General features: G+C 63.3%; 15 protein-coding genes and 1 tRNA gene. 15 read left to right on the top strand and 1 reads right to left on the bottom strand.

Going from position 1 to position 24656, the window contains the following annotated elements; all coding sequences use genetic code 11:
- Positions 1–148 precede the first annotated feature (148 nt).
- From ispB to KDH83_RS08545, 15 genes are all read left to right on the top strand, one after another.
- Complete coding sequence (gene ispB / locus KDH83_RS08615) at positions 149–1114, top strand: octaprenyl diphosphate synthase (protein ID WP_212314433.1); 966 nt, start codon at positions 149–151, stop codon at positions 1112–1114.
- A gap of 113 nt (positions 1115–1227) precedes the next feature.
- Positions 1228–1304: transfer RNA gene (locus KDH83_RS08610), tRNA-Pro, on the top strand.
- A gap of 114 nt (positions 1305–1418) precedes the next feature.
- Positions 1419–2126: a hypothetical protein gene (locus KDH83_RS08605; protein WP_212314431.1), complete on the top strand. Its 708-nt coding sequence runs from the start codon at positions 1419–1421 to the stop codon at positions 2124–2126.
- A gap of 406 nt (positions 2127–2532) precedes the next feature.
- The gene (locus KDH83_RS08600; RefSeq protein WP_212314429.1) at positions 2533–3180 is read left to right on the top strand and encodes a hypothetical protein; all 648 of its coding nucleotides are present in this window, start codon (positions 2533–2535) and stop codon (positions 3178–3180) included.
- 336 nt (positions 3181–3516) lie between these two features.
- Positions 3517–4179 carry a hypothetical protein gene (locus KDH83_RS08595; RefSeq protein WP_212314427.1) on the top strand — a complete coding sequence of 221 codons (663 nt, stop codon included), beginning with the start codon at positions 3517–3519 and terminating at the stop codon, positions 4177–4179.
- A gap of 272 nt (positions 4180–4451) precedes the next feature.
- Entirely contained in the window at positions 4452–5108 is a 657-nt protein-coding gene (locus KDH83_RS08590; RefSeq protein ID WP_212314425.1) for a DUF1629 domain-containing protein, read from the top strand.
- A gap of 34 nt (positions 5109–5142) precedes the next feature.
- Positions 5143–5406: a hypothetical protein gene (locus KDH83_RS08585; RefSeq protein WP_212314423.1), complete on the top strand. Its 264-nt coding sequence runs from the start codon at positions 5143–5145 to the stop codon at positions 5404–5406.
- A gap of 752 nt (positions 5407–6158) precedes the next feature.
- Positions 6159–6812 (top strand): DUF1629 domain-containing protein, encoded by a 654-nt coding sequence (locus KDH83_RS08580; protein WP_212314421.1) that lies wholly within the window; start codon positions 6159–6161, stop codon positions 6810–6812.
- A gap of 510 nt (positions 6813–7322) precedes the next feature.
- Positions 7323–7979, top strand: coding sequence for a DUF1629 domain-containing protein (locus KDH83_RS08575; protein WP_212314413.1), 657 nt, complete (start codon positions 7323–7325; stop codon positions 7977–7979).
- Positions 7900–15549, top strand: coding sequence for a calcium-binding protein (locus KDH83_RS08570; RefSeq protein WP_212314411.1), 7650 nt, complete (start codon positions 7900–7902; stop codon positions 15547–15549). The genes KDH83_RS08575 and KDH83_RS08570 overlap by 80 nt, the downstream gene beginning before the upstream one ends.
- A 342-nt stretch (positions 15550–15891) precedes the next feature.
- Complete coding sequence (locus KDH83_RS08565; RefSeq protein ID WP_212314410.1) at positions 15892–16245, top strand: hypothetical protein; 354 nt, start codon at positions 15892–15894, stop codon at positions 16243–16245.
- A 2-nt stretch (positions 16246–16247) separates the two neighbouring features.
- Entirely contained in the window at positions 16248–18935 is a 2688-nt protein-coding gene (locus KDH83_RS08560; RefSeq protein ID WP_212314409.1) for a hypothetical protein, read from the top strand.
- A 136-nt stretch (positions 18936–19071) separates the two neighbouring features.
- Entirely contained in the window at positions 19072–21144 is a 2073-nt protein-coding gene (locus KDH83_RS08555; protein WP_249204951.1) for a type I secretion system permease/ATPase, read from the top strand.
- 2 nt (positions 21145–21146) lie between these two features.
- Entirely contained in the window at positions 21147–22571 is a 1425-nt protein-coding gene (locus tag KDH83_RS08550) for an HlyD family type I secretion periplasmic adaptor subunit (RefSeq protein WP_212314405.1), read from the top strand.
- Positions 22571–24055 carry a TolC family outer membrane protein gene (locus KDH83_RS08545; protein WP_212314404.1) on the top strand — a complete coding sequence of 495 codons (1485 nt, stop codon included), beginning with the start codon at positions 22571–22573 and terminating at the stop codon, positions 24053–24055. The genes KDH83_RS08550 and KDH83_RS08545 overlap by 1 nt, the downstream gene beginning before the upstream one ends.
- A gap of 55 nt (positions 24056–24110) precedes the next feature.
- On the opposite strand, the gene KDH83_RS08540 is transcribed toward KDH83_RS08545, so the two are convergent.
- Positions 24111–24599 carry a hypothetical protein gene (locus tag KDH83_RS08540; RefSeq protein WP_212314402.1) on the bottom strand — a complete coding sequence of 163 codons (489 nt, stop codon included), beginning with the start codon at positions 24597–24599 and terminating at the stop codon, positions 24111–24113.
- Positions 24600–24656 lie beyond the last annotated feature (57 nt).

Raw genomic sequence — 24656 nt, 5'->3', positions numbered from 1 at the left:
GTCCAGGGAGCGGCCAGGGACGCGCAAGACGCGTCCCTGTTTTGGCCAGCCCGTATAATCCTCCGTCGAATCCTCCCCGACCGCCCGCCGGACGGGGCCCTTGCGGTAAGAGCCCGCCACGCGGCTCGCTTCACAATCCGGATACGTCTTGAATCTCCCCGCGCTCATCGCTCCCATTGCAGACGACATGACGGCCGTCGATGCGGTTATCCGCAGCCGGCTGAATTCCGAGGTGGTCCTGATCCGCACGATCGGCGACTACATCATCGGCGCCGGCGGCAAGCGCATGCGCCCGGCCATGGTGCTGATGGTGGCGCGCGCGCTGGGCTATGAAGGCACCAATCACCAGCTGCTGGCCGCCGTGGTGGAATTCATCCACACGGCCACGCTGCTGCATGACGACGTGGTCGACGAGTCCGACCTGCGTCGCGGCCGCGACACCGCCAACGCCGTGTTCGGCAATGCCGCCAGCGTGCTGGTGGGCGACTACCTGTATTCGCGCTCGTTCGAGATGATGGTCGAGGCCGGTTCGATGCGCATCATGAGCATCCTGTCCGAGGCCACCACGGTGATCGCCGAGGGCGAGGTGCTGCAACTGCTGAACGTGCACGACCCCGACGTGTCGCAGGAACGCTACCTGCAGGTGGTGCGCTACAAGACCGCCAAGCTGTTCGAGGCCGCCGCCCAGGTCGGCGCGGTGCTGGCCGGCGCCACGCCCGAGCAGGAAGCCGCCGCGGCCGCCTACGGCCGCCACGTCGGCACCGCCTTCCAGCTGGTCGACGACGTGCTGGACTACCGCGGCGACGCCGCCGCGCTGGGCAAGAACGTGGGCGACGACCTGCGCGAAGGCAAGCCCACGCTGCCGCTGATCCGCGTCATGGAAGTGGGCACGCCCGAGCAGCAGCAACTCATCCGCGACGCCATCAAGACCGGCGACGCCGACTTCGCCGCCGTGGCCGCCGCCATCCAGGCCACCGACGCGCTGGAGCACGCCATGCAGGCCGCCGAAGCCGAGGCGGAACTGGCTCGCAATGCGCTGTCGAACTACCCCATTTCCGTTTTCCAAAAATCTCTGTTAGAATTCTGCGCTTTCGCGGTGAACAGAGATCGCTAGCGAAAAAAGCGGTGAGGCAGCGATGCCGAACCCGCAGTAGTGAAGCAAGTTGGTAGTAAGAGCAAGAGCAGTAAAGCAAGTGCGCAAGTCTGAAGTGTGGGACTTGCCAAAATCGGGGCGTAGCTCAGCCTGGTAGAGTACTGCGTTCGGGACGCAGGAGTCGGAGGTTCGAATCCTCTCGCCCCGACCACTGATGTGGTCGAATTCTCGGTGATGTACCCGACATCATCGGCAAGAGCCGGCATCGCGCAAGCGTGCCGGCTTTTTTGCGTCTGCTCGCTGCCCGCATGTGACAGCGTCTCGCATGGCGCGCCCGATCTGGTCATCGCGCCTTCAATTCCCGCGCCTATGCTTGCCCGCTTTTGATGCTCGCGCTGCGGGCGAGAGTCCGCTCGCGCGGGCTCGACCGCAGCCGGAATGGACGGGAGTCGGTCCCGAGAGGCTGAGCGTGCAGCGGATAAAGCGTGCCCTGAAGAAAATCGGCAGCAAGAACGGCGTGCGGCTGGCGCTGCTTTGCGGCTACTGCCTTGCCTTCGGCATTCCCTTCCTCCATGTCTACATGGCAACACCGCCGACCCAGGACGAGATGCGGATCGTGGAGGGACGGGCCCATTTCCAATATCGCGTGAAGCGGGGCTACATGCTCATGGTGGACGGAAAGGACTACACCTGCGCGGGGCAATATCTCAACGCCGATCCTAATTGTTTCAATGTGAGCGAGTCGCCGGCAAAGCGGACATTGCTGGAGGGCAAGACCGTCGAGATCCTCTGGTTCCATCAGTCTGCCCCGATATTCGGCCAGGCCAGGCGGGTGGCGGACATACGGTACGACGGCGTCAGTCAGTTGCCGCCGCATTTCCTGGAAAAGGGACTTCAGTATGAAAAGGACAGCGCGGGCACGGACGCCTTGATCACCTTCTCGGGGATGCTGCTCATGCTGCTGTTCTATGAGTGGATGGACAGGATACGGATCAGAAACGAACGCAGATTTGGTGGGCGTGAAGGGGAGTAGCGTCCATGCCATGGTCCGTGGCGGACTCATTGAGCACTGGACCGGCGCGGAATGGCAAGCAGCCTGCTCGGACCTTCTCCAGAAGGTTCTGGCGTCCTACGATAACCAGTACAAAGCTGGGGCGAGTTTCAATAATTGGCATGGCTAGCCGTCGCGAGAATCGTGGCTTGGAGCCAAGGCAGAAGAGATTCATGGTCTGGTCGCCTTTTTGAAAGTGGAGTTGCCCAATCCCGGATCCGGCATCAAGCGGCGATCGCCCTGGTCCGGCTCCGCATCCGCGCATGTCAAGCGATTGTGACAGCGCCCGCCACGCCGTGCCGGATTCAGTCACCAGGCTTTCAATTTGCTTTCGTATTCTCCACACCTTTAGAAGACCGTGGGTGTGCTTAGGCACGCAGCCTGGCGCGTGCGCGAAGCCTGCCGGTCGTCGGGGTCGATGGTGAGCGCCTGGATGGATGTTGCGCCATCCGTGCCGCTGTTGCGGCAGGAACAGCGCGATTGCGAGAGGCGGAGCGTGCAGAGGATCAAGAGCATTCTGAAGAAAATCGGCAGCAAGAACGGTGTGCGGCTGATGTTTCTTTCCGTTTATGTCTTTGGATTCGCGATTCCGGCCGGCTATGCCTACTTCGCTGCCTATCCCGCCAAAGAAGCCATCTTCACCGATGAGGGAACGGCGCATTTCCAGTATCGAGTCAAGCGCGGCTACATGCTGATGGTCAAGGGCAAGGACTACAGCTGCGAAAGTCCGCAGTCCAGATCCAATCCGGATTGTTTTGCCGGTCAGGACGATCCTCAGAGATTGGACGGAAAGATCATCGCCGTGGACTGGTTCCTTCAGCCTGTCTATCTGTTTGTCGAACGACGCCGCGTCGTCGACATACGTTACGCCGGCAAATCGCAACTGCCTTCGGACCATCTCCGGCGAAATCTTCAGTGGGAAAAGGAAAGCGCGCCGGGATTCGCGCTTTTCGCATTCATTTTGTTGTTCTTGGGGCTGCTTCTAGCCGAATGGGTAGAGAGGATAAGGAAGAGAAATGAGCGCCGACTTGACTAAGGCAGCGATGGAGACCGTGGACTCGTTCCTGGCTTACGGTGAGCCCGCAATATCAAGCGTGCGCAAGACCAGTGAAGCGGCTAGGGCCTCCGTCTCAATTCTTCGGGCTGCAATGGAAGTTTCATACTCACATGGCTTAAATATGAATAGCACTCAATGCCAATCGCAGCCAGGTATCGACACTGACGCCTCGCTTGCCGGGGCCGATGGGCGCTGCAAGATGAGATTGAAATCCAAGGGTGAAACCCTGCCGCGACCAAGGACAAACAGCCGTTCACGGAAGGCCACCGATATGGGGTAGTGATGGCGGTCGATGGGTATCAGGGAGATCTATCCATGGGAAAAGGGCTTGCCATGGTGAAGATGGTTGCATGCGCCACGGCGGCGCTGGCGCTGAGCGGCTGTCAACGCGACACCTTGCCGATAGATTTTGACGTCTGCATGGTCAAGGCAGAGAGCAAATCAGCGTGCAAGGATCTACTGAGTTTCAGCGTGCACGGCGAGACCTCCATGCTCGCGCGGACGCCGTATTACTCGCTTGAGGAAAAGTTGGGCGCCTTTGGACTCAGGCTCGCTGAAATCGCCGGAGTGCCGAGCTATCTCAGGAACGGTAAATATGAGGTCAGTGTAATCACGGCCATCGAAACGCCGGACATGGCCTTCAATCGCTATATGTCTCTTCCTGAATTGCCCGTCAACAAGGGGCAAGGCAGCCTCGTGGTGTTGAAGGAGTCTGACCGGGGTGAGACGGGAACCGCGCTTCTCATGTCCGGGGATGGTGACAAGAGGATCCTGTTTTTTTGCACCAAACCCTATCGCGCCACCGCTGGAAATCTCGTTGAGGATACGGGGTGCACGGTGAGAGCGGAGCTCCAGCGGTATGTCTTCATCGAGTATCCGATCAGATATCAGTCATTGCGGAATTGGCAAGAAATACATCGCACAGTGGTTGAACAGATTGGCCAAGTCATGTTGATCAAACGAACATTGAAGGATTGAGAATGCCTGACAGTGGGCCCGGACTTCGGGCTGATTTTGTCACGGTTCTTTCAATTCTCTTTCGTATTCTTGCTGGCCTTCCAGTCATGTGTCGCGCTCCGTGACATTGGGGGAATGTAGTGCCTGCAAAACGGCGGGGGTACAGCCAATTCAGGCCATGAAAGTGAAATTGCGTGTCCAAGAAGCCCCATCAAATTGAAAAATCGATGCTAAGGGCGGGGTCGCCTTTCACGTTCATGTGATCGCTGTTCTGGGCAAGAGATGGAGAGTGCATGTCGTATTTGTTGAATCTCAGCAGCACGCCAGGTTCGTCCGTAACCAAGGAATTCGATCCTCCGTTGGACGAGACCATCCAGGTCAAGGCGGACTGCGGTGTTTTGCTATCTCCGGAAGAAGAAGCGGCATGGGTTGTCCCGCGTCTGCTACGGATATCCGAACGCCATCGTAAAGGTGGCGCGCCTGCGATCCTGGGTTGGCTCACGGGTCCATTCCTGGTTTGCGAGGTCATCCAGCAAAAGCTGGAGTCGCTTGCGCCAGGGAGCTGCCGTTTCAAGTCGTTCGAGATTCGGGGGTTGAGCGAAAAGCTACGCGATCAGTCCTATGGGACCTACTACTGGGTCTTTCCTCCCCGCCTGAATGCGGTGGCCATTGAGGAAACGGATTTTACGAAGGGGCGTGGATCGGGCGGCTACAAGCGTAGCGCCGGCAGGATTTCGCTGCTGCCGGATACCCGCTGCGTGATCGATCCAAAGATCGTCGCCAATCATCACCTATGGCGTGTTCCGGACGATTACGGCACCGATCCCGATGACCCGGCGAGCGTGGGCAGCAGTGCATATTTCTGTTCAAACGAACTGCGCGACTTCATCAAGACGGAGCGGCTAGACGGCTGGTCCTTTGATAAGAAGTGCGTAAACAAGACGACGTAACGCAAGGTCACGCGCATTTGGCGACGGAGCAAAGATGGCCAGCCCCAGGGATCAATGGGAATTCAGGAATTTGTCGCTACCCAATGTGGATGGGGTAGGCTACTCGGGCCATCATGTGATTCCCATAGAAACGTTCCAGGATTCCAGGGCGCTGCAAGCCATGCAGGCATGGGATGCGTTGCTCGCCGGCGACGACATGATCGGCAAGAGCCGGTATCGCGCAAGCGTACCGGCTTTTTTGCGCTTGGCGTTTCCATGGCGCCTATCCAAGCCGCACCGCGGCATGATCCTTGGGTAGCGTCTTTCCTCAGTTGCATGCGCGACACCAAATACACCCGCGACATCCACGCCTGCTGAGACACGTCGGCCAGTGGATTTGAGCAACCTGCGGTACCAGACCGATCTGGGCTGCTTGGCGGGGCGGCAGACCGTCCATTCCGCGCGCTGCCGGCAGCCAGGTCGACTCGACCAGGAGCGGCGATTGCGCGATCTACTGCTTGCGCCTGCGCGGTGACGGTCGGCCCCTCTGCCTGCGGGCCTGGTTTCCGGATCTGCATCATCAATTCGATTGTCCCGAGCCCCCTGGTCGCATCTGCTCTATCCCGGTGAGGAATCGATTTTTCTATGCGAGTAATCAGATGAGCGCTCTGTGTTTCTCGTTTATGACGATAGGTTCGGAATCTGGGTCGATTCATTCATTTTTCTTTCAAAGTTCTTTCTTATCCTGTCGCATTCATCACAAGCCCTCAAGCTGTGCGCGGACATGCGTGAGTCATCACGTGCGGCATGGTGCGGGCGATGGCATGACGCTGGTGGTGAGAGGAATGGTCCAATAAGAAGGCGATGGTTGCAGTACGGCCAACTCATCCCGGTATTGCTCGCAGATTGAGCGGGAATGGCTGTATGGCTGCGCGTTAAAGTCGAATCGGAACATGGATGGAGCACGGGCGCCTTGCAAAGCCATTACCACGCCGTAGTGTCGGGGAGGCAGTGAAGCGCAAACCGCCTCTATTTATGAGCGGTCATGCCTGGACCATGACTGGAAAGAACATGTCTTATCTGTTGAGCAATGATGTCACCTCCGGTTCTTCCGTAGACAAGGAGTTCGATCCTCCGCTGGAAGATCGAGTCAAAGCTAGAAAGAATGCTGACATGCCCCTCGCCATCGAAGACGAGGAAGAGTGGAACGCACCCAGAGTGTTGCGTGTGTCAGAACGTCGCAAGGGAGGTGTTCCGGCCATCCTGGGGTGGTCAGTCGGTCCTTTTCTTGTTTGCGAGGCAATCAAGGACCGACTGGAGTTGCTGGCGCCTGGGGACTGCGGCTTCAAGCCATTCGAGCTTTGGGGACTAAGCGATCCAAGCCGTGATCACTGCTACGGAACGTACTACTGGGTTTTTCCGCCGCGCCTGGACGCGATCGTTATTGAAGAGACCGAATTTGCCAAGGGACGCGGTCGAGCCGGATACGAAGACAGCGCGGGCAGGATTTCGTCGATCTCCAATGACCGCTGCGTTATCGATAAACGCGTGGTCGCCAACCACCCTCTATGGCGATTGCCGAGCGATTTCGGCGTGAATCCGGACAGTCCGATCAAAGTCGGCTGGAACGCCTATTTCTGCTCAGACGAACTCCGGGATTTCCTCAAATCAGAGAGACTGGACGGCTGGTCCTTTGACAAGAAGTGTGTGGATAGGAGCGGATAGACCCGGTTTCACCGTCACGTTTAACTCAGCGTGGCTTCTTTATCGGCATGGCCATGATCTTTAGTCCCCATGATATGCCTCGCACACAAATTAGTAGCCCCGTCTTCAGACGAGTTCGCCTAGGCGCTTGATTGTGACGGTGATTACCGGATTCGGCCTGATTCAGTCATGATCCTTTCGATTTGCTTTCGTATCCTCGCAAGTCTTCACATCAAGCTCATGCCATTGTGAAAGCGCCGCACATGCCAAGGGAGGCGTTGTCTCCGGGCGCAAACGTGCGAGAGAGATTAGTGGGGCTCGTCGTCGAAAGCGGCAAGACCTGAGGCAGTTGTTCATGAATGGTAGGCGTGGGAGTTTGTGGCCTTCGTACGCTCGTCTACTGTCACGCGAAACCAGAAGTATGGGGTTGACCCTGTCAGGGCTTTCACAACATTGTGGAGTCCATGTAGCAGCAGGGATGCATACTTCTTTCATGTGGCTACTGTTCTCAGGATCTTGATGGAGGAAAGCATGTCGTATTTGTTGAGTCTCAGCGTCGCACCGGGTTCATCCGTGACCAAGGATTTTGATCCCCCGCTGGACATGGGCATCCAGGCCAAAGTGGATTTTGGTGAATCCCTCACTCCCGCGGAAGTGGCGATATGGTCGGAGCCACGCGTGCTACGTGCCGGCGAGAGGCGTCGCAAGCCGGGGCCACCCGCGATCATGGGCTGGTTCGGTGGTCCGTTTCTAGTTTGTGAAGCAGTTAAGGAAAAACTGGAATTGCTTGGGCCAGGAAACTGTCGCTTCAAGTCATTCGAGACCTGGGGTTTGGATGAACGGCGTCGAGAGTGTCATTACGGCACGTACTACTGGGTCATGCCGCCGAGCTTGGATGCGGTTGTCATCGAGGCAACTTGTTTTTCCAAGGGCATGGGCCGAGAGGGGTATGAGCGCAGCGGCGGAGACATATCCCTGAGTCCAGATGCGAAGTGCGTAGTCAACAAGCGGGCAATCGGCAATCACCATCTTTGGCGCCTGCCCCAAGATTTTGGCACGACGCCAAACCTCCCCGTGAGTACGACCTGGAGGACGTACTTCTGCTCTGATGCGTTGCGAGATTTTCTCAAGGCCGAGCGGTTGGACGGCTGGTCTTTTGACAAGAAGTGTGTGGATAGAGTGGTTTAGGACAAAGACGTCAACCGCAATGCGCTCGGAGCCAAAAATGGCCGGAAGTAGAAGTGAATGGGAATTCAAGAATCTGTCCCTGCCCAAGTTGGATGGGGTTGAGTATGCCGGCCATCATGTTATTCCGATATCGGTTTTCCAGGGTTCGCGCGCGCTACAGGCCATGCAGGAAACCGGTCTTTGGGCGCAGAGCGATTACACGGTCAATGGTGTTTCTCTCGCTAGAAGGATAGATGGACAGAAAATTACTGCCACTGATGGGCGCGATCGCGTCAGTACCGCGACCCATACTGGCGATCATCCTGCTTATTCGGAGTTCCTCCGACGGGTCATGACCGTTTATGACGACCAGTACAGCAGCGGCATGAAATCCAATGAATGGCATGGATACCCGTCGCGGGAATCATGGCTTGCGGCCAAAGCCTCCGAGATCCATGGCCTGGTTGCACTTTTAAAAGTGGAATTGTCCAATCCCGGGTCCGGCCTCAAGCTCAACACAAAGGATAGGGTGCGTCTGGACCTGGATTCCAAGGTGTTGTGGGGAGAGTTTTATAACCAGTTTTTCAATAGGAGCACTCTCACCTGGGACCCCAGGATTACCGAGCATCCCGCCTTCATCGAAGGCAGCAAGTTCCAGCTTGGCGTTCACGCCGGAGCCGGTGCAAGCGTATTGGATGCGACCCCGGGTTCGCGCAGCATGCTCGACATTTCGACGTATCAAAAGCCGAAAGATGTCATGGCCGCCATGCAACGCGAGTTGGGGATCAACACCAGCGGGACCTCGATGTTCGCCAAGAGCAACGTATTGACGCTCTGGGCAAAGGGGGTAGCGGGCAAGCTGAACCCCGCCATGTTCGCGGCGCTGGTTGTCGGGGTCGTCACGTTGATCACTCAAACCAGAGATGTCATGGCCGCTGAATTGGGCCGGCCGGTCGATTTCGACGAAGCGCGGCGCGAACTCGGCATCGAAGTGACCGAGCAAGGCCTGCGCCAGATGGCGGGCGAAGCCGCGTTCAACGGTGCCGTCAGCATGGTCCTGCCGTTCGGCTGGGCCAAGCAGGCATGGGATGCGCTGCTCGCCGGCGACGACATGATCGGCCTGATCAAGTTGTACGGATCGCTGTATCCGGACAATCTCTCGCTGAAGAAGCTGGTGGCAGTGGCCAAGAGCATCGAGGAGAGCGAGGGCTACAAGCAGTACAAGGATTCCAAGGAAGCATTCAGCCAGTGGCTTAACGAGACGTTCATTCCGTCCTCGGAGGGGCAGAACGTGCTCTACGGCCGGGGCGGCGTCGAGGGTATGAAGGTCGATGGGATCGACTTCAGCTGGCTGCCGCCGGGCGCCGAAGTGACGTATGTCAATGGCGAGACGATCGTGACCTTGCCAGGGAGGGAGGAGCAGATCGTATTCAAGGGCGGTGAAATCTCCAAGCGCATCACCGGTCCCGGCGTTACCGTGAATTCGAAGCTGTCTCCCGACGGCGTCGTGCAGATCGTCAAGATGGAGATGGGTGGAAAAACATACACCTCTGGCGATCCTGGCGCGTTCCTGTCGTCGACTGCCTCGCAGAACGCGGCCCAGCAAGCAGCGGCGCGCGCTGCCGCGGATGTGCTGCGGATCAACGGGCGGATCACGACGGCGGCGGGCGTGAATGAAGCCCGCGACAATGCCGCGAGCAATCTGCACCTGGCCACACGCATGGCGCTGGAGAGCGTTTCCGACCGCTGGGCGCCAATCGTGCTGGGCGGGAACATCATGAACGGCGTGTACCTGGCCTGGTCCCAGGCCGGAGCCTTGAACCAGGCCTTGTCGTCGATTTCGCAGCGCCGCTGGGCCGAGGCGGCATCCATCATCGAGGTGACGTTGTGGTACATCGTCCGCACGCCCTCCGGTCCGCAGTTGCGCTCGCTCGCCGCCAATGCCGCGACCGCCGCCGTTCCCGCGGCGGCTTGGGCGCCGCATCAGGGAGCGGCGATCCATGCGGAGTACATCGCCAGGGGCTATGCCGGCATGGCCCAAGGGCAGGTGAGGGCGGCCGTCTCGGTGTTCGCCAATATCAAGCAGGATTTTTCGGCGGATGTGGCCAGCCTGCAGCAATGGATGCAGAACAAGCGGAGCCGGACGTGGCAGGGACATCCCAATGCGCTGTTGCAGACGCGCGATGCCTCGCTGATCACCATGTACACGTCGACCAATGTCGAGGTTGGCAGTACGGCCGGCCGAGACATGGTGTCGTGGATTCAGGACAGCGCCGCCGTCGACGGTTCGATCGCGGCCGCCGCGACGCAAGAGGACTCGGCTTTCGGCAGGATCACCGAAGCGGGTGCCGCGGCGGCGGTCGCCAATTTCATGGGCAAGGATGCCGACAGGCTGCAGGCCTTGTCCACCGCCAGGACGGCGGCCAACGCATTGGGCGCCGCGGTCGACGCCTTTTGGCTCGCGCATGGTCAGACCCAGGCGCTAGGCGGCAGGCTGGAACAGCTGCGGATCGAGCTGAACCGGCTGGTGCCGGTCAACGCATCCTATAACGAACACATTCCCGGAGGCATGACCTACTGGTCGCCGAGCGACGCCCGGTTCGCGGCGGCTACGTTCTCCGCGTATGCCAAGGCGTTGCAGCATGCGGCGGATCGCAAGATCATCCTCGATGAGCTGTTGGGCGCGTTCGCGCAGTCCGCGGGCTATACGCGTGTCTATCTGGGCCGTAACGGTGAGAACGTGGCGCTGAGCGACGGTTTCAACCTGATGCTGGCGGGCGCGGGCAGCAATAGTTTCTCGCTGTCCCGCAACGTGGATCATCTGATCCTGAGTCAGACCGCCGGATCGGTCACGCTGCACGGCTTCCAGACGGGCGCCGGCGGCGACCAGGTGCAGGTGGCCGGCGTCGCCGATCAGGTGTTCCTGCGACGGATCGCGGGCGGCGTCGAGCTGGTGACGGGCGGCAAGCAAGTGCTGCTGATGGGCGCGGACATCGCCAAGCTGGACCTGTTCGCCAATCTGGCGGGCGTGACCTCGGTGTCTTTCGTCAACGATACGGCCGGCGGCGTGCGCAGCCTCCGGGGCACGCTGATGTTCGACGGGCTGGTGCACGTCAACGAACTGATCGCGTCGAACTATGGCGATTGGTTGATAGGCGGCGCGTGGAAGAGTGTGCTGCGCGGTGGTGCCGGCCGCGACACGCTGGTGGTGACGGGAACGGGCTACTACATGGACGGCGGCGCCGGCGTCGACACCGTTTCCTATCTGGAATCGGACAAGGGCGTCGTGGTCAACCTGATGGCGGGCTCGGACGATCTTGGTTCGACGCTGGTCAACATCGAGAACGTCACCGGCTCGGTGTGGAACGACAGGCTCGTCGGGTCCAGCGGCGCCAACTGGCTGGATGGCAAGGCTGGCAATGACATGATCGTCGGCGGTGGCGGCAACGATGTCTATCTGTTCGGCCGCGGCTATGGCGTTGATACCGTGCAGAACGGCGTCGCTGCCAATGGCGGCCCGAGCTCGCGGATCATCCTGGGCGCGAACCTGCGCCCGAGCGATCTGTGGTTCGAACGCCAGGGCAATGACCTCTGGATCCGCATCCTGGGAACGGACGACGCCTTGGTCGTCCAAGGCTGGTATCAGGATGCCTTCCGCAAGGTCGCGATCCTGGAGTTAGCGGACGGCCTGCGAATGGATGTCGCGGCTATCGAGGCGCTGACTGGCGCCATGCAGGCCTGGCGCGCCGATTATCCCGAATTCAACCCGGCCGTCGGCCTGCCCAGGCCAGTCGCCGTGAGCGCGGAAGGCTTTTTCCGCAAGGACTATGAACTGCCCGTGGTCGGGGATCCCGTGGACGTCGCGCTGGAGACGCGCCAACTGCTCAACAGCGGCAAGGTCGCCACCTCCCTCTCCGAAGTCCGCTCGGTCGCCAGCTCCACCGCCTGGGACCGCAACAACCTGGCCAATTACATGGCGTCCGCCAACCAGCTCGGCGCCACGGTGACGCCGATCACCATTCCCGAGCGCTGGCACCTGTACCGCTACACCTCGTCCGCCGAGCCGGGCGAGTTGATCATGCTGACCTTCCACGACTGGAGCAACCCCAGTCCCGTCCTGGGCCGCCCCTCGTACGTTACCAGCTACGTGGAGTTGTCCGGCGCCGAAGCCGGCAGGTTCTACTACAACCTGCGCGTCACCAGCAACATGCAGGACTACGGCGTGCGGGATTTCTTGCGAGAAGGCCCCGCCGGGCAGGTCGGCACGCTGACCGCCTATGGCAACCAGCTGGTCGGCAGCGTGAACCAGCTGGCCGCGTACACCGCCAGCTACGAGACCGCCTTCACCGCCAGGCAATCGGCGTTGAACGCCGCCGTTGCCTCGAACGCGGCGCCCACGGCCGCGTCGGCCGCGGCGGCGGCGCAGGCCGCGCAGCAGTTCAGCGCGCAGTTGTGGACCGCGCTGGCCAATTACCAGGCCTACAGCGCGACCCTGGCCGGCCTGTATTCCCAGCTGGCCGTCTATCGCCAGTACCTGACGGGGGCGGAGCCGGCGGCGAAGTATCGCCAGACGGTCGATCGCGGCATCTGGTACGACTACGAGACGACGTTCTATTCCAGCACCGACAGCGCTCGCTACCAGGCGTTCCTGTCCGTGTGGCAGCACGGCACCAATGCCTACAACAACGCGGCCCGCTTCGCGAGCAGCTTCATCGGCTCGCTGCGCGGCCTGGACAACTTCCAGCAGGCGCACTATGCCGCGGGCGGGCAGACCGTGCAGGCAGGCGCGGGCGGCGACCTGCTGATCGCCGGCAGCGGCGCCAACCGCCGCCTGGTGGGCGGCGCGGGCCGCGATGTGTTCCTGTTCGCGCAGGCCGCAGCCGGCACCGTCGATGACGTGCTGGGCTTTGGCACCGGCCTGTCGGCCGACCGCATCTGGCTGCTCCAGCCGGGCGGCGACAGCGCCTACGTCACGGTCGGCCCGAACGGCGTGGTCCTGTCCTATTCGACGGCGGGCGGACAGGCCGCGCAGCTGCGATTGAACGGCGTGGCGCTGGCTGACCTGTCCTTCTACGACAACCTGCTCGGCGCGCGCACCGTGGATTTCAGCCGCATGGGCGCGGGCGTGTCGATCAAGCTGGACTCGTTGACGACGCGCGCCGCGGACGGCTATCTGCATGCCAGCAATCTGACCGGCAGCTACTACGACGACGTGCTGCTGGGCGACTCGCAGGACAACGTGATCATGGGCGGTGCGGGCAATGACCGCATCGCGGGCGGCGCCGGCAACAACACGCTGGACGGCGGCGCGGGCATCGATACGGTCGACTATTCCGGCGCGGGCGTCGGCGTGGTGGTGGACCTGGCGGCCGGCAGCGCGCAGAACGGCATGGGCGGCACGGACAGACTGTCGAACTTCGAGAACGTGACGGGCTCGGCCTACGCGGACAAGCTGTACGGCAATGCGCTGGACAACGTGCTGAACGGCGGGCTGGGCAACGACATCCTGGACGGCCGCGGCGGCAACGATGTGCTCATCGGCGGCGCGGGCAACGATACCTATCTGTTCGACCTGGGCTACGGCGCCGACCGTATCGTCGAAAACGACCTGACCGTCGGCAATACCGACACGGTGCTGTTCGGCGCCGGCGTCAAGGTGCAGCAGCTGTGGTTCTCGCGCGCCGGCGACGACCTGGTGGTCTCGCTGCCGGGAACGGCGGATCGCTTGACGGTCACGAACTGGTTCCTGGGCGCGCAGTATCGGGTGGAGATCTTCCAGGCCGCCAGCGGCGCGCTGTTACGCGCCGAGGCGGTGCAGGCGCTGGTGGACGCGATGGCCGCCCTGTCGCCGACCGTGCCGCAGGCCGGCCTGACGGCGGAGCAGCAGAGCGCGCTATGGCCGGCGGTCAAGACTGCCTGGGGCCTGACGCGGCCCGAGGCGGTGCGCCTGGAAGGCGGCGCGGGCGACGATGTGTTGACCGGCGGCGCCGGGGACGACGTGCTGTACGGCCATGGCGGCAACGACAAGCTCTACGGCGGCGATGGCGACGATGCGCTGTATGGCGGAGACGGCAACGACCAGCTCTATGGCGGCGCGGGCAGGAACACGCTGGTGGGCGGCGATGGCAACGACGCCTACTACGTCGACAGCGTCGACGACGTCATCATCGAGTTGCCCGGGCAGGGCCTGGACCGGGTCTACGCCTCGGTGAGCCATACGCTGGCCGACAATGTCGAGCTGCTGTATCTGACGGGCGACCAGGCCATCGACGGCACGGGCAACAGCGGCAACAACGTGCTGGTCGGCAACAGCGCCGCCAACACGCTGCGCGGCGGCGGCGGCGACGATACGCTCAACGGCGGCGGTGGTGACGACACGCTGATCGGCGGCGACGGCAACGACCGCTACGTCATTGCGCGAGACAGCGGCATGGACCGCATCATCGAGGACGACGACACCGCCGGCAACAACGATGTCGTGGCCTTTAGCGAAGGCATCGCGGCGGACCAGCTCTGGTTCCGCCGGGTGGGCAACGACCTGGAGGTGCGCGTCATCGGCACCGCCGGCGGCGTGACGATCAGCAACTGGTTCCTGGGCGCGCGCTACCGCGTCGAGCAGTTCACCACCACGCAGGGCGCCATCCTGCGCGAGGACAAGGTCGAGGCGCTGGTCGCGGCGATGGCGGGGATGACGCCGCCGCCGCTGGGACAGCTCAACCTGACGGCCGCGCAGGCGCTGGCGTTGAAGACGGCGATGTCGGGAAGCTGGACGGGCGTGGTCAATGGTCCGCTCACGCTGACCGGCACGGCCGGCGACGATATCCTGGAAGGCGGCAGCAACAACGACGTGCTGTGGGGGCTGGACGGCGACGATATCCTCATCGGCAACGATGGCGACGACCATCTGCATGGCGGGGACGGTGCCAACACGCTGATCGGCGGCAAGGGCAATGACGTCTACTACATCGACAGTCCGCTGGACCGCATCATCGAGTTGGCGGGCGAGGGCGGGGATCGCGTGGAGTCGACGATCAGCTTCACGCTGCCGGAGCATGTGGAAGGCCTGACGTTGAGAGGCAACGATGCTATCAACGGTACCGGCAACGACGCCCTGAACAGTATGGTGGGCAACGATGCCGCCAATATCCTCAGCGCGGGAAAGGGCAACGATATCCTCAACGGCATGGGTGGCAACGATATCTTGATTGGCGGTCTGGGTGGCGACCGCTATTTCTTCACCCAGGAGTTCGGACAGGACCGCATTATCGAGACCGAGTCGGATCCCGGTGATGTCGACGTGGCCGTGCTCGGAGGGCGCACCTTCGACCAGCTCTGGTTCCGGCGCGTCGGCGAGGACCTGGAGGTCAGCGTCATCGGCACGCAGAACCGGGTGACGGTGGAGCGTTGGTACGCCGGGCAGCAGCACCACGTCGAGAAATTCCAGGCCGGCTCCCGCTTCTTGCTGGACACCAAGGTCGACAACCTGGTGAACGCGATGGCCGGTTTCACACCGCCTCCCAGCGGCGTCACCACGCTGCCGCCGAACTACGCGGCGGCGCTGAACCCGGTGCTGGCGGCCAACTGGCAATGATGGCTGGGGGCGGCATGTAGCTCATCGACAAGCATCCGGCGGGCCGGTAGGTCCGCCGGGGCGTGGATTGTCAGGCTGGAACAAGGCGCCAATTCCAAGACGCATGCGAAGCCGTGAGGCGGCGACAGCATCAGTCTCAGTTTTCCGGATTGCAATAAAAGTTTCATGCTTGCATGGCTTAAATATAAATAGCACTCAATACCAACTGAAACTAAGTATCGAAATATGAGCCTGGTTTCATTCAACGAGCGAACTTCCCCGGATAACGGAATCGATGCCACTTTGGTTGGTGCGGTTCTGTTGGACTGCTGAGGGGGAAGTGTGCGGCGTGGAACATTGGGCTTGATCGCAAATGGCGGACAAGCGTTCGCCGTGACGGAAGTCATGGATCCAGGGGGAGCGATGGACAACGAACAGAAGCAGGGTGCCGCGTCGCGGGATGGTTGGGTGCCGCATGAATGGTCACAGGAGGAGGTGGCCGAAGCCGTTGCCTATCTCAAGGAACGAAACCCACAGGATTGGGCGGAGCTCGAACACCTGGAAAAAACGACAGGCGATCTTTCAGAATCATCTGCTCCAGGCATTGAACTCGCTGCGTTGATGATCAAGTATGAGAAGGCCTTTGATCATCGAGACGTCATCCAATTGCAGTGGCGTGTCCGGATTGCCCGCCGCGAAATGCTGGGATTGGACTGACGATGCAGAAAGTTCTTTACCTGGACAACGACTTTTTGTCGAGAGCCTGGAACATCGGTGGCAGGGCATATCTGGATCAGATGGTGAATCTGGTCAAACTCGATGGATATGTGCTTGCGGTGACGGACGTAGTCTCTGTGGAGATAAGCAAAGGGCCAAATGGCACGGGCCTGCAGAACTGGCTGCAATCCAGGGGGATTCTGGCTGTTGCGACGCAGGAGTTTTTATCCTACTCGCAGTTTGAGCGCGGCAAGGAGAGTGGGGCATTGCCCCGCGACGCCAAATACAGTTCCCCCACCCTTGGCCTGGACGGCGGGGACGCGTCCATTCTCGAGCGCATGAGAGCCGAGAAAAAGGCCGGGAACGTGGTCGCGGTAGCATCCGACGACGGTTTTTTCCGAGGCGTTCCCACCAAGGGCGGGCAGAGCATCAAGGGTTTTGGCTTCGAGCCGTCGGCGATCACGTTGAGCACGCCGGACCTCATCAACCAGGTAGGCGTGCGCGGCAATCTGACGCCGGAGCAGCGCGCGAACATCGGCAAGCTGCCGGTGTTCGATCCGACCAGTCCGTCCTATTCCAAGACGCTCTCCGGAAAACTGCTCAGCGACGCGGAAGTGATGCGCGTGATGAAGGATGGCACCACCACGACCACCACGATCCTGTCCAAGCTTGGCGCCGGGCTGAAGTTCCTGGGCCTGGCCGGCCTGATCTACGACATTGGCACCAGCTCGGCCGAGGCGGCACAGGCCGCGAGCAAGGGCGATGCCGGGCGCGCGAGCGAGGTGATGGCGCAACTGGCGGCCCGGACTTATGGCGGGTTGCAGCTTGGCATGGCTGGCGGCGCGTTGGCGGGGGCCATGCTGGCCGGCACGCCGGTGGCCATCGCCGGCATTCTGGTCGGCGGCATCGTCGGCGGCGTGATCGGTGGAGCGGCGGGCGACGCGCTGGTGGAACGCATATGGGGCGCCGCCCGGCAGGCGATCAAATTGCTCGGCTACGGCGATATCGACGGCAAGGTCGGCCATTTCCGTCAGATGGAGCAGGACCTCGCGGCCAGGAACATGCCAGCCGACATCGCGAAACTGGTCGCGCTGGGCTTGAACGACGGCACCTTGGTCAACGCGGATTCCGCCCAGGCCCGTCAGGACTATCTGAAGCAGTTCAGCGATACGAGCGCCGGCAATGGCAATGCCCAGGCAGACGGCGACCTCGTCTTGCGCTATGTATCCCGTGGCCCGGACAGCAGCATCGTGACGATGGTCGAGGCCGGCCGCGACATCACGGTGAATCAGAACGGCAAGGTGATCGAAGAGCGTGAGTACGGTCAGAATGGCGTCACGGGCGTGAGGACGATCGATGAATGGGCAGGCGATGCCATAGCCCGCTATTCGACGAGCGTCTATGCGCCTGACGGCCGCCTGGTCAAGACCACGGACGTCACGCCGGATGGGCGTGTCGAGCGTTACTACGATCCCAACACCGGCAAGCGGGTGCTGGAAAAGCACTATGACGACAAAGGTGCGCTCATTCCGCCGGAGGTGGTGAAAGCGCGCGATGAAGCTGAAGAGCGCAAGCGGTGGGAAAGCATCGCCGCTGATCGCATCGCCGCCGAAGCCGAGCGGGAAAGAGAGAGAAAGAGAGCGGAGGAAGCGCGGATCGCGGCCGGCAATCCGCCGACTCAAGCGGGAGGCCAGGAATCGGGCGGTGGCCCAGGCGGTGGTGTGATACGCCTGCCCTTGCCGACGTTTCCTTCCGGAGGCTCGGTGCCGCCGACGGACGATGGAATCATCGTGCTGCCGCCCGTCAGGGTGTATTGGAACGACCCGGATTTCGATGAAGCCTTGCGCCAGACGGCGGGGAACTGGGAGGCGGCATTGCAGCTGATGGGTGCGCATGGCAGTGGACCTAGCGGTGCGCCGCCGGTGGTGCTCGATCTGGACCGAAACGGCGTCTTCGACATTCGCCCGTACACTGATCAGCCGTTGGATATGGCTGGCCCCCGCTTCGACTTTGACGGCGACGGCATTCCGGACAGGACGGCGTGGGTGGGCCCTGGCGACGGCTTTCTCGTCATCGATCGTGGCGCCGGGTTGGGGCCTGAGGCCGATGGCCGCATTGACCAGCCCCAGGAGCTTGCCTTCGCCCAATGGAAGACGCCGCAAGCATGGCAGGCCGAGCTGGCTGCGCAGCCGCCGGGAGCCGGGATCGACACGATCACGGACTTGTCTGCCTTGCGCCTGCTGTTCGATTCCAATCACGACGGCGTGCTGGATGGCACTGATGAGCAATGGCGGGCGTTTCGCGTGTGGCAAGACCTGGACCAGGACGGCGCAGCAACGCCGGACGAGCTGAAGACGCTGGACCAGGCCGGCATCAGCGCGATCGGCCTGGTTCCGGATACGGAATCCGCAGTCCGCTATGCGGACGGCTCGGAGATTGGCGGTACCTCACGAGCGCGAATGGCGGACGGCTCTCAAATGCTGGTCGGAGACCTGACGCTGCGTTTTCAGCCCAGTGCCGTGCGCCGTCCGGAGCCTGCCGCGTCAGCGGGCGGTGAATCAGCCGATGCGAAGCTCGAAGGCCTGGTGGCGGCGATGGCCGGATTCGCGCCGCCGGCCAGCGGCGGGTTGGCGCTGCCGACTCATGGCGTCGGCCTACCGTTGTCCGTTGTCGCCGCGAGCCTGCAATGAGGGAAGGAACGAGGCGCCCGGCAAGATGAAGCACATCGACGAAGCATCTGGCGGGCCGGGCGGCCAACCGGCGGACGCGCGCGGGCCGCATGGCGCGCCCACGGCCACGCCCGACACCGGCCTGCTCTGCCTCGCCATGCTGGCCCGCTACCACCAGGTCGCCGCCGACCCCGACCAGCTGGCTCACGAATTCCGCGCCGACGGCGCGCCATTCGGCGTGACCGAGATCCTGCTCGCCGCGCGCAAGCTGGACCTGCGCGCCCGTCGCGCCAAGGTGCGTGTGGATCGGTTGACGACCACGCCCCTGCCGGCCATCGGCCGTGACAGCGACGGCAATTTCTTCATCCTGGCGCGCGTCGATGCCGGCAAGGCGCTGATCCAGGATCCGCGCCGCAGCGGCCCCACCGAGCTGACGCTGGACGAGCTGGAGCGGACCTGGACCGGCGAGCTGATCCTGGTGGCCTCGCGCGCCTCGATCACCGGCGCGCTGGCCAAGTTCGACTTCAGCTGGTTCATCCCGGCGGTGGTGCGCTACCGCAAGCTGCTGCTCGAGGTATTCCTCGTGTCCTTCGTCATCCAGTGCTTCGCGCTGGTGACGCCGCTGTTTTTCCAGGTGGTGATGGACAAGGTGCTGGTGCACCGCAGCTTCACCACGCTGGACGTGATCGCGGTCGGGCTGTTGGCGGTGGTGGCGTTCGAGGTCGTGCTGACCGCGCTGCGCAGCTATGTGTTCGCGCACACCTCCAGCCGCATCGACGTGGAGCTGGGCGCGCGCCTGTTCCGGCATCTGCTGAACCTGCCGCTGGGCTATTTCCGCGCGCGCCAGGTGGGTGATTCCGTGGCCCGGGTGCGGGAATTGGAGAACATCCGGTCGTTCCTGACGGGCAATGCCATCACGGTGGTGCTGGACCTGTTCTTCTCCATCGTGTTCCTGGCCGTGATGGCCTACTACAGCGTCTGGCTGACGCTGATCGTGGTGGCGTCGCTGCCTTGCTATGTGGTGCTGTCGCTGGCTTTCACTCCCACGCTGCGGGCGCGGCTGAACGAGAAGTTCAACCGTGGCGCGGAAAACCAGTCCTTCCTGGTGGAAACGATCAGCGGCGTGGAGACGGTCAAGGCCAGCGCGGTCGAGCCGCAGTGGATCCGCAAGTGGGACAACCAGCTGGCGGCCTACGTCAAGGCGGCCTTTCGCACGACCGCGATCGGCACCGTGGCCAACGGTGGCGTGACCTTCGTCAGCAAGCTGGTGACGGTGGCCACCATGTGGCTGGGCGCGCGGCTGGTGATCGACGGGCAGCTGACCGTGGGGCAGCTGATCGCCTTCAACATGCTGTCGGGCAACGTGGCCGGGCCGGTGATGCGGCTGGCGCAGCTGTGGACGGATTTCCAGCAGGTGGGCATCTCGATGCAGCGGCTGGGCGACATCCTGAACACGCGCACCGAGGTGCATACGCCCAGGCCGGCCCTGCCGCCGGTGCAGGGCGGCATCGAGTTCGACCGGGTCGAGTTCCGCTACCGGCCCGGCGCGCAGCCGGCGCTGCGCGGCGTGTCGCTGCGGGTGCAGCCGGGCGAGACCGTGGGCATCGTCGGCCGTTCGGGCTCGGGCAAGAGCACGCTGACCAAGCTGGTGCAGCGGCTGTACCAGCCCGAGCAGGGGCGGGTGCTGGTGGATGGCGTGGACATCTCCACCATCGATGCCAGTTCCTTGCGACGGCAGATCGGCGTGGTGCTGCAGGAGAACGTGCTGTTCAACCGCAGCATCCGCGACAACATCGCGCTCAGCGATCCCGGCATGCCGCTGCAGCGGGTGATGCAGGCGGCGCAGCTGGCCGGCGCGCACGAGTTCATCGCCGAGCTGCCGGAAGGCTACGACACCATGGTGGGCGAGCATGGCGCCACGCTGTCGGGCGGGCAGCGCCAGCGCATCGCCATCGCCCGCGCGCTCTTGTCGAATCCGCGCATCCTGATCTTCGATGAAGCCACCAGCGCGCTGGACTACGAGTCCGAGCGCATCGTGCAGCAGAACATGCGCGAGATCAGCCGCGGGCGCACCGTGCTGATCATCGCGCACCGGCTGTCCGCCGTGAAGGACGCGCACCGCATCGTGGTGATGGATCGCGGCGATATCGTCGAGGAAGGCACGCACGCCGACCTCGTTCAACGCGAGCAGGGGCAGTACGCCGCGCTGTATCGCATGCAGCAGGGGTAGCGATGGCGCTGGGACATGCACTGGGCGCGTGGCGCGATCTGGTCCGCCGGTACGGGGCGGTGTTCGCCTCTTCCTGGCGCGAGCGCAAGTCGTGGGAACGCACGCGCTACCGCAGCGACGAGGCCGAGTTCCTGCCCGCCGCGCTGTCCTTGCAGCAGCAGGCGGTGTCGCCCGCGCCCCGGGTGGCGATGTGGCTGCTGATCGCCTTCGCGGCGCTGGCGCTGGCGTGGTCGGTGCTGGGCCGGGTCGATATCGTGGCGACGGCGCAGGGCAAGATCATTCCCAGCGAAGGCACGCAGGTGGTGCAGCCTATCGGCACCGCCACCGTGAAGGCCATCCATGTGCGCGAAGGGCAGGCGGTGCGGGCCGGCGACCTGCTGATCGAGCTGGACGGCACCGTGACGCGGGCCGAGCAGCAGCGCATCGTCAACGAATTGCAGACCTGGGCGTTGCAGGCCGCGCATGCCGAGGCCATGCTGGTGGCCATCGACCAGGGCAGCGCGCCGGTATTGGAACCGGTGCAGGCCGATCCCAGGGCGGCGGAGGACGTCCGCCGGCTGGCGCGCGCCGAGTACCTGGCGCTGCAGGCCAAGCTGGCCGGCATCGATGCCGAAATCGCGCGACGCCAGGCCGAGCTGCAGACCACGCAGGCGCTGGCGCGCAAGCTGGAGCGCACATCGCCCATCGCGCGCCAGCGCGCCGAGTCGTTGAAGGAGCTGGCCGGCGACCAGTATGTCGCGCGCAACGCCTATCTGGAGCGCGAGCGCGAGCGCATCGAGCAGGAATCGGACCTGGCCATGCAGCGCAGCCGCCTGAAAGAGATCGAGGCGACCATCGCCGAGGCGCGGCAGCAGCGCGAGACCGTGCGCGCCGACGCCCGGCACGCCAGCCTGAACCGGCTGAACGAGGCGCGCCAGCGCATGGCGCTGCTGGAACAGGACCTGGTCAAGGCGCGCCAGTCCGAGCATCTGACCCGGCTGACCGCGCCGGTGTCCGGCACGGTGCAGCAGCTGGCCGTGCGCACCGTGGGCGGCGTGGTGACCGAGGCGCAGCCGCTGATGCTGGTGGTGCCGCAGGAGCATCTGCTGGAGATCGAGGCCTTCCTGGAGAACAAGGACGTGGGTTTCGTGAGGCCTGGACAGGAAGCCGAGGTGAAGATCGAGACCTTTCCGTATACCAAGTACGGCATCGTGCCGGGCACGGTGAAGTCGGTGTCCGATGACGCCATCAACGACGAGAAGCGTGGGCTGGTCTATTCGATGCGCGTCGAGATGGCGCGCTCGACCATCGCGGTCAACGGCGCCGATATCCGCCTGGCTCCCGGCATGGCGGTGACGGCGGAAATCAAGACGGGCCGGCGCCGGGTCATCGAGTATTTCCTGGATCCGCTGATGCAGTACGGCATGGAAAGCATCCGGGAGCGCTGATGCACGAGATTCGGGGATATTCGTGGCGCGATGCCGGGTCCGTCGTGGGCATGCTGTGCGCCGGACTGCTGCTGGCGCTGTGCGCGCCGGGGGCCGGCGCGGCTGGGCTGATGCAGTTCTACGGCATGGCGCTGGAGAACGATCCGGCCTACCTGGCCGCCGGCAAGGAGCGCGACGCCGGCCTGGAAGAGCGCAACAAGGGGCGGGCCGGCCTGCTGCCGAACATCGCGTTCCAGTACCGCAACGGGCGCAACCGTTCGGAAGTGACCCAGCCCACCTTTTTCGGCGAGCAGACCACCGACCGCAGCTATCGCAGCAGCTCGTCCTCGCTGACGCTGCAGCAGCCGATCTTCGATTACGAGGCCATCTCTGCCTACTACTACGGCGTGGCCCAGGCGCGCCACGCCGACGAGCGTTTCCGCAGCCGCAGCCAGGAACTGGCCGTGCGGGTGGCGCAGGCCTACATGGATGCGCTGTACGCCACCGACCAGATCGACCTGGTGCGGGTGCAGAAGCGCGCCTATGAAGCGCAGAAGACGCAGAACGAGCGCTGGCTGGCGGCTGGCGAGGGCAATCGCACCGATGTGCTGGAGACCCAGGCGCGCTACGACCTGGCGCTGGCGCAGGAGATCGAGGCGCAGGACAACCTGGACGCGGCGCTGAACACGCTGGCCGCCATGGTGGGCGAGCCGATCGATGCCGCCGACCTGGACGCGCTGGGCGGTCAGTTCGCGGTGCGGCCGCTGGCGCCGAACGACTTCGAGCACTGGCGCGCGCAGGCGCTGGCGCACAACCCCGAGCTGATCGCGCTGCGCCATTCGGCGGATGCCGCCGACCACGCCATCGGCAAGGCCCGCGCCGGCCACATGCCCAAGGTCAGCGCCTATGCCAGCGCCGGCCGTGACAAGTCCAGCTCCGAAAGCACCTACGGGCAGAAGTACGTGACGAATTCGTTCGGCCTGCAGGTCAGCATTCCGATCTTCGCCGGCGGCGGCGTGTCGTCATCGGTTCGGCAGGCCGTCGACAACCGCGACCGGCTGCGCTACGAGAACGACGCCAAGACGCGCGAGGTGCTCAACGAGCTGCGCAAGCAGTTCAACCTGTACAACAGCAGCGTCGCCAAGCTGCGCGCCTACCAGCTGGCCGTGGACTCCGCGCGCGAGCTGACCGTCGCGGTGCGCAAGAGCGTGGCGGGCGGCGAACGGGTCAACGCCGATGTGCTGGATGCCGAGCAGCGCTATTTCGATGCCTTGAAGAATCTGGCGCAGGCGCGTTACGCGTATCTGCTGGCCGGGCTGAAGGTCAGGCAGCTGGCGGGCACGCTGGCGGCGGGCGATGTGCGCGAGGTGGATGGCTATTTCGCGGCGCGCAAGCCGCAGGCGGCGATGGACGGCGCGCCGCTGGCGTCTGCCGTGCCGCCGCTATCCGGCGCTCCCGCCGTTCGCGCGAGCGCCGCGCCCGCCGGTCGCGTTGAGCCACATTGAGCCTGTGGCGGGATCGCATCGCGCTCGCGAGCTTTCTCGCTTTCGCAGGTCGGCTTCAACGTTCCTCGCGCAGCGTTCCCGCCAGGATGTCCTCGCGCAGCGTCTCCAGGATGCGGCAGAACACCGTCGCGGGCAGCGAGGTGGCGGGCGACTCGGGCGCGCCGGTCTCATGCGCGATCGCCGCGCCCGCGGTGGACGCCAGCGCCTGGCGCAGTCCGGTGCTTTGCGACACGCGGGCGCGGATGGCGCGTTCGATCAGGCGATGGTGTTCGGCCGAGCCATAGGCGATGCGCGCGTCTTGCCAGTGCACGGCATCGCGGCGGGCGCCGTCGCCCAGGTGCTTGGCGTCCCAGCCGCTGGCCTGGAACGCGGCCGCTCGGACCGGATCGCCCTCGGGAAACTTGATGCCCTGGATGAAGCCTTCGATGGAGGCGTACAGCGCGCCGTCCAGCACGAAGGGCGACAGGCAGAAGTTCGACAGCGCCTGGCCGCGCCAGTCGCTGGCATTGGCGGAGATGTTCACGACGGACAGGGATGAGGACATCGGCGGGATCTCGTCTGGCGGCGGGAGGGCCCTCAAACATACCCGCGCGGCGGGCCG

It is taken from the genome of Achromobacter sp. Marseille-Q0513, from assembly GCF_018195695.1.
Lineage (GTDB): Bacteria > Pseudomonadota > Gammaproteobacteria > Burkholderiales > Burkholderiaceae_B > Achromobacter.
The sequence above is the reverse complement of the archived record's forward strand: the minus strand, read 5'-3'. Positions and strand labels throughout refer to the sequence as shown.

Coding starts and splice junctions, on each gene's coding strand:
- KDH83_RS08595 (WP_212314427.1), top strand. CDS start 3,517: ATGGGAAAAGGGCTTGCCATGGTGAAGATGGTTGCATGCGCCACGGCG.
- KDH83_RS08575 (WP_212314413.1), top strand. CDS start 7,323: ATGTCGTATTTGTTGAGTCTCAGCGTCGCACCGGGTTCATCCGTGACC.
- KDH83_RS08560 (WP_212314409.1), top strand. CDS start 16,248: ATGCAGAAAGTTCTTTACCTGGACAACGACTTTTTGTCGAGAGCCTGG.
- KDH83_RS08570 (WP_212314411.1), top strand. CDS start 7,900: ATGCGTTGCGAGATTTTCTCAAGGCCGAGCGGTTGGACGGCTGGTCTT.
- KDH83_RS08555 (WP_249204951.1), top strand. CDS start 19,072: ATGCTGGCCCGCTACCACCAGGTCGCCGCCGACCCCGACCAGCTGGCT.
- KDH83_RS08590 (WP_212314425.1), top strand. CDS start 4,452: ATGTCGTATTTGTTGAATCTCAGCAGCACGCCAGGTTCGTCCGTAACC.
- KDH83_RS08605 (WP_212314431.1), top strand. CDS start 1,419: ATGGCGCGCCCGATCTGGTCATCGCGCCTTCAATTCCCGCGCCTATGC.
- KDH83_RS08580 (WP_212314421.1), top strand. CDS start 6,159: ATGTCTTATCTGTTGAGCAATGATGTCACCTCCGGTTCTTCCGTAGAC.
- KDH83_RS08540 (WP_212314402.1), bottom strand. CDS start 24,599: ATGTCCTCATCCCTGTCCGTCGTGAACATCTCCGCCAATGCCAGCGAC.
- KDH83_RS08550 (WP_212314405.1), top strand. CDS start 21,147: ATGGCGCTGGGACATGCACTGGGCGCGTGGCGCGATCTGGTCCGCCGG.
- KDH83_RS08585 (WP_212314423.1), top strand. CDS start 5,143: ATGGCCAGCCCCAGGGATCAATGGGAATTCAGGAATTTGTCGCTACCC.
- KDH83_RS08545 (WP_212314404.1), top strand. CDS start 22,571: ATGCACGAGATTCGGGGATATTCGTGGCGCGATGCCGGGTCCGTCGTG.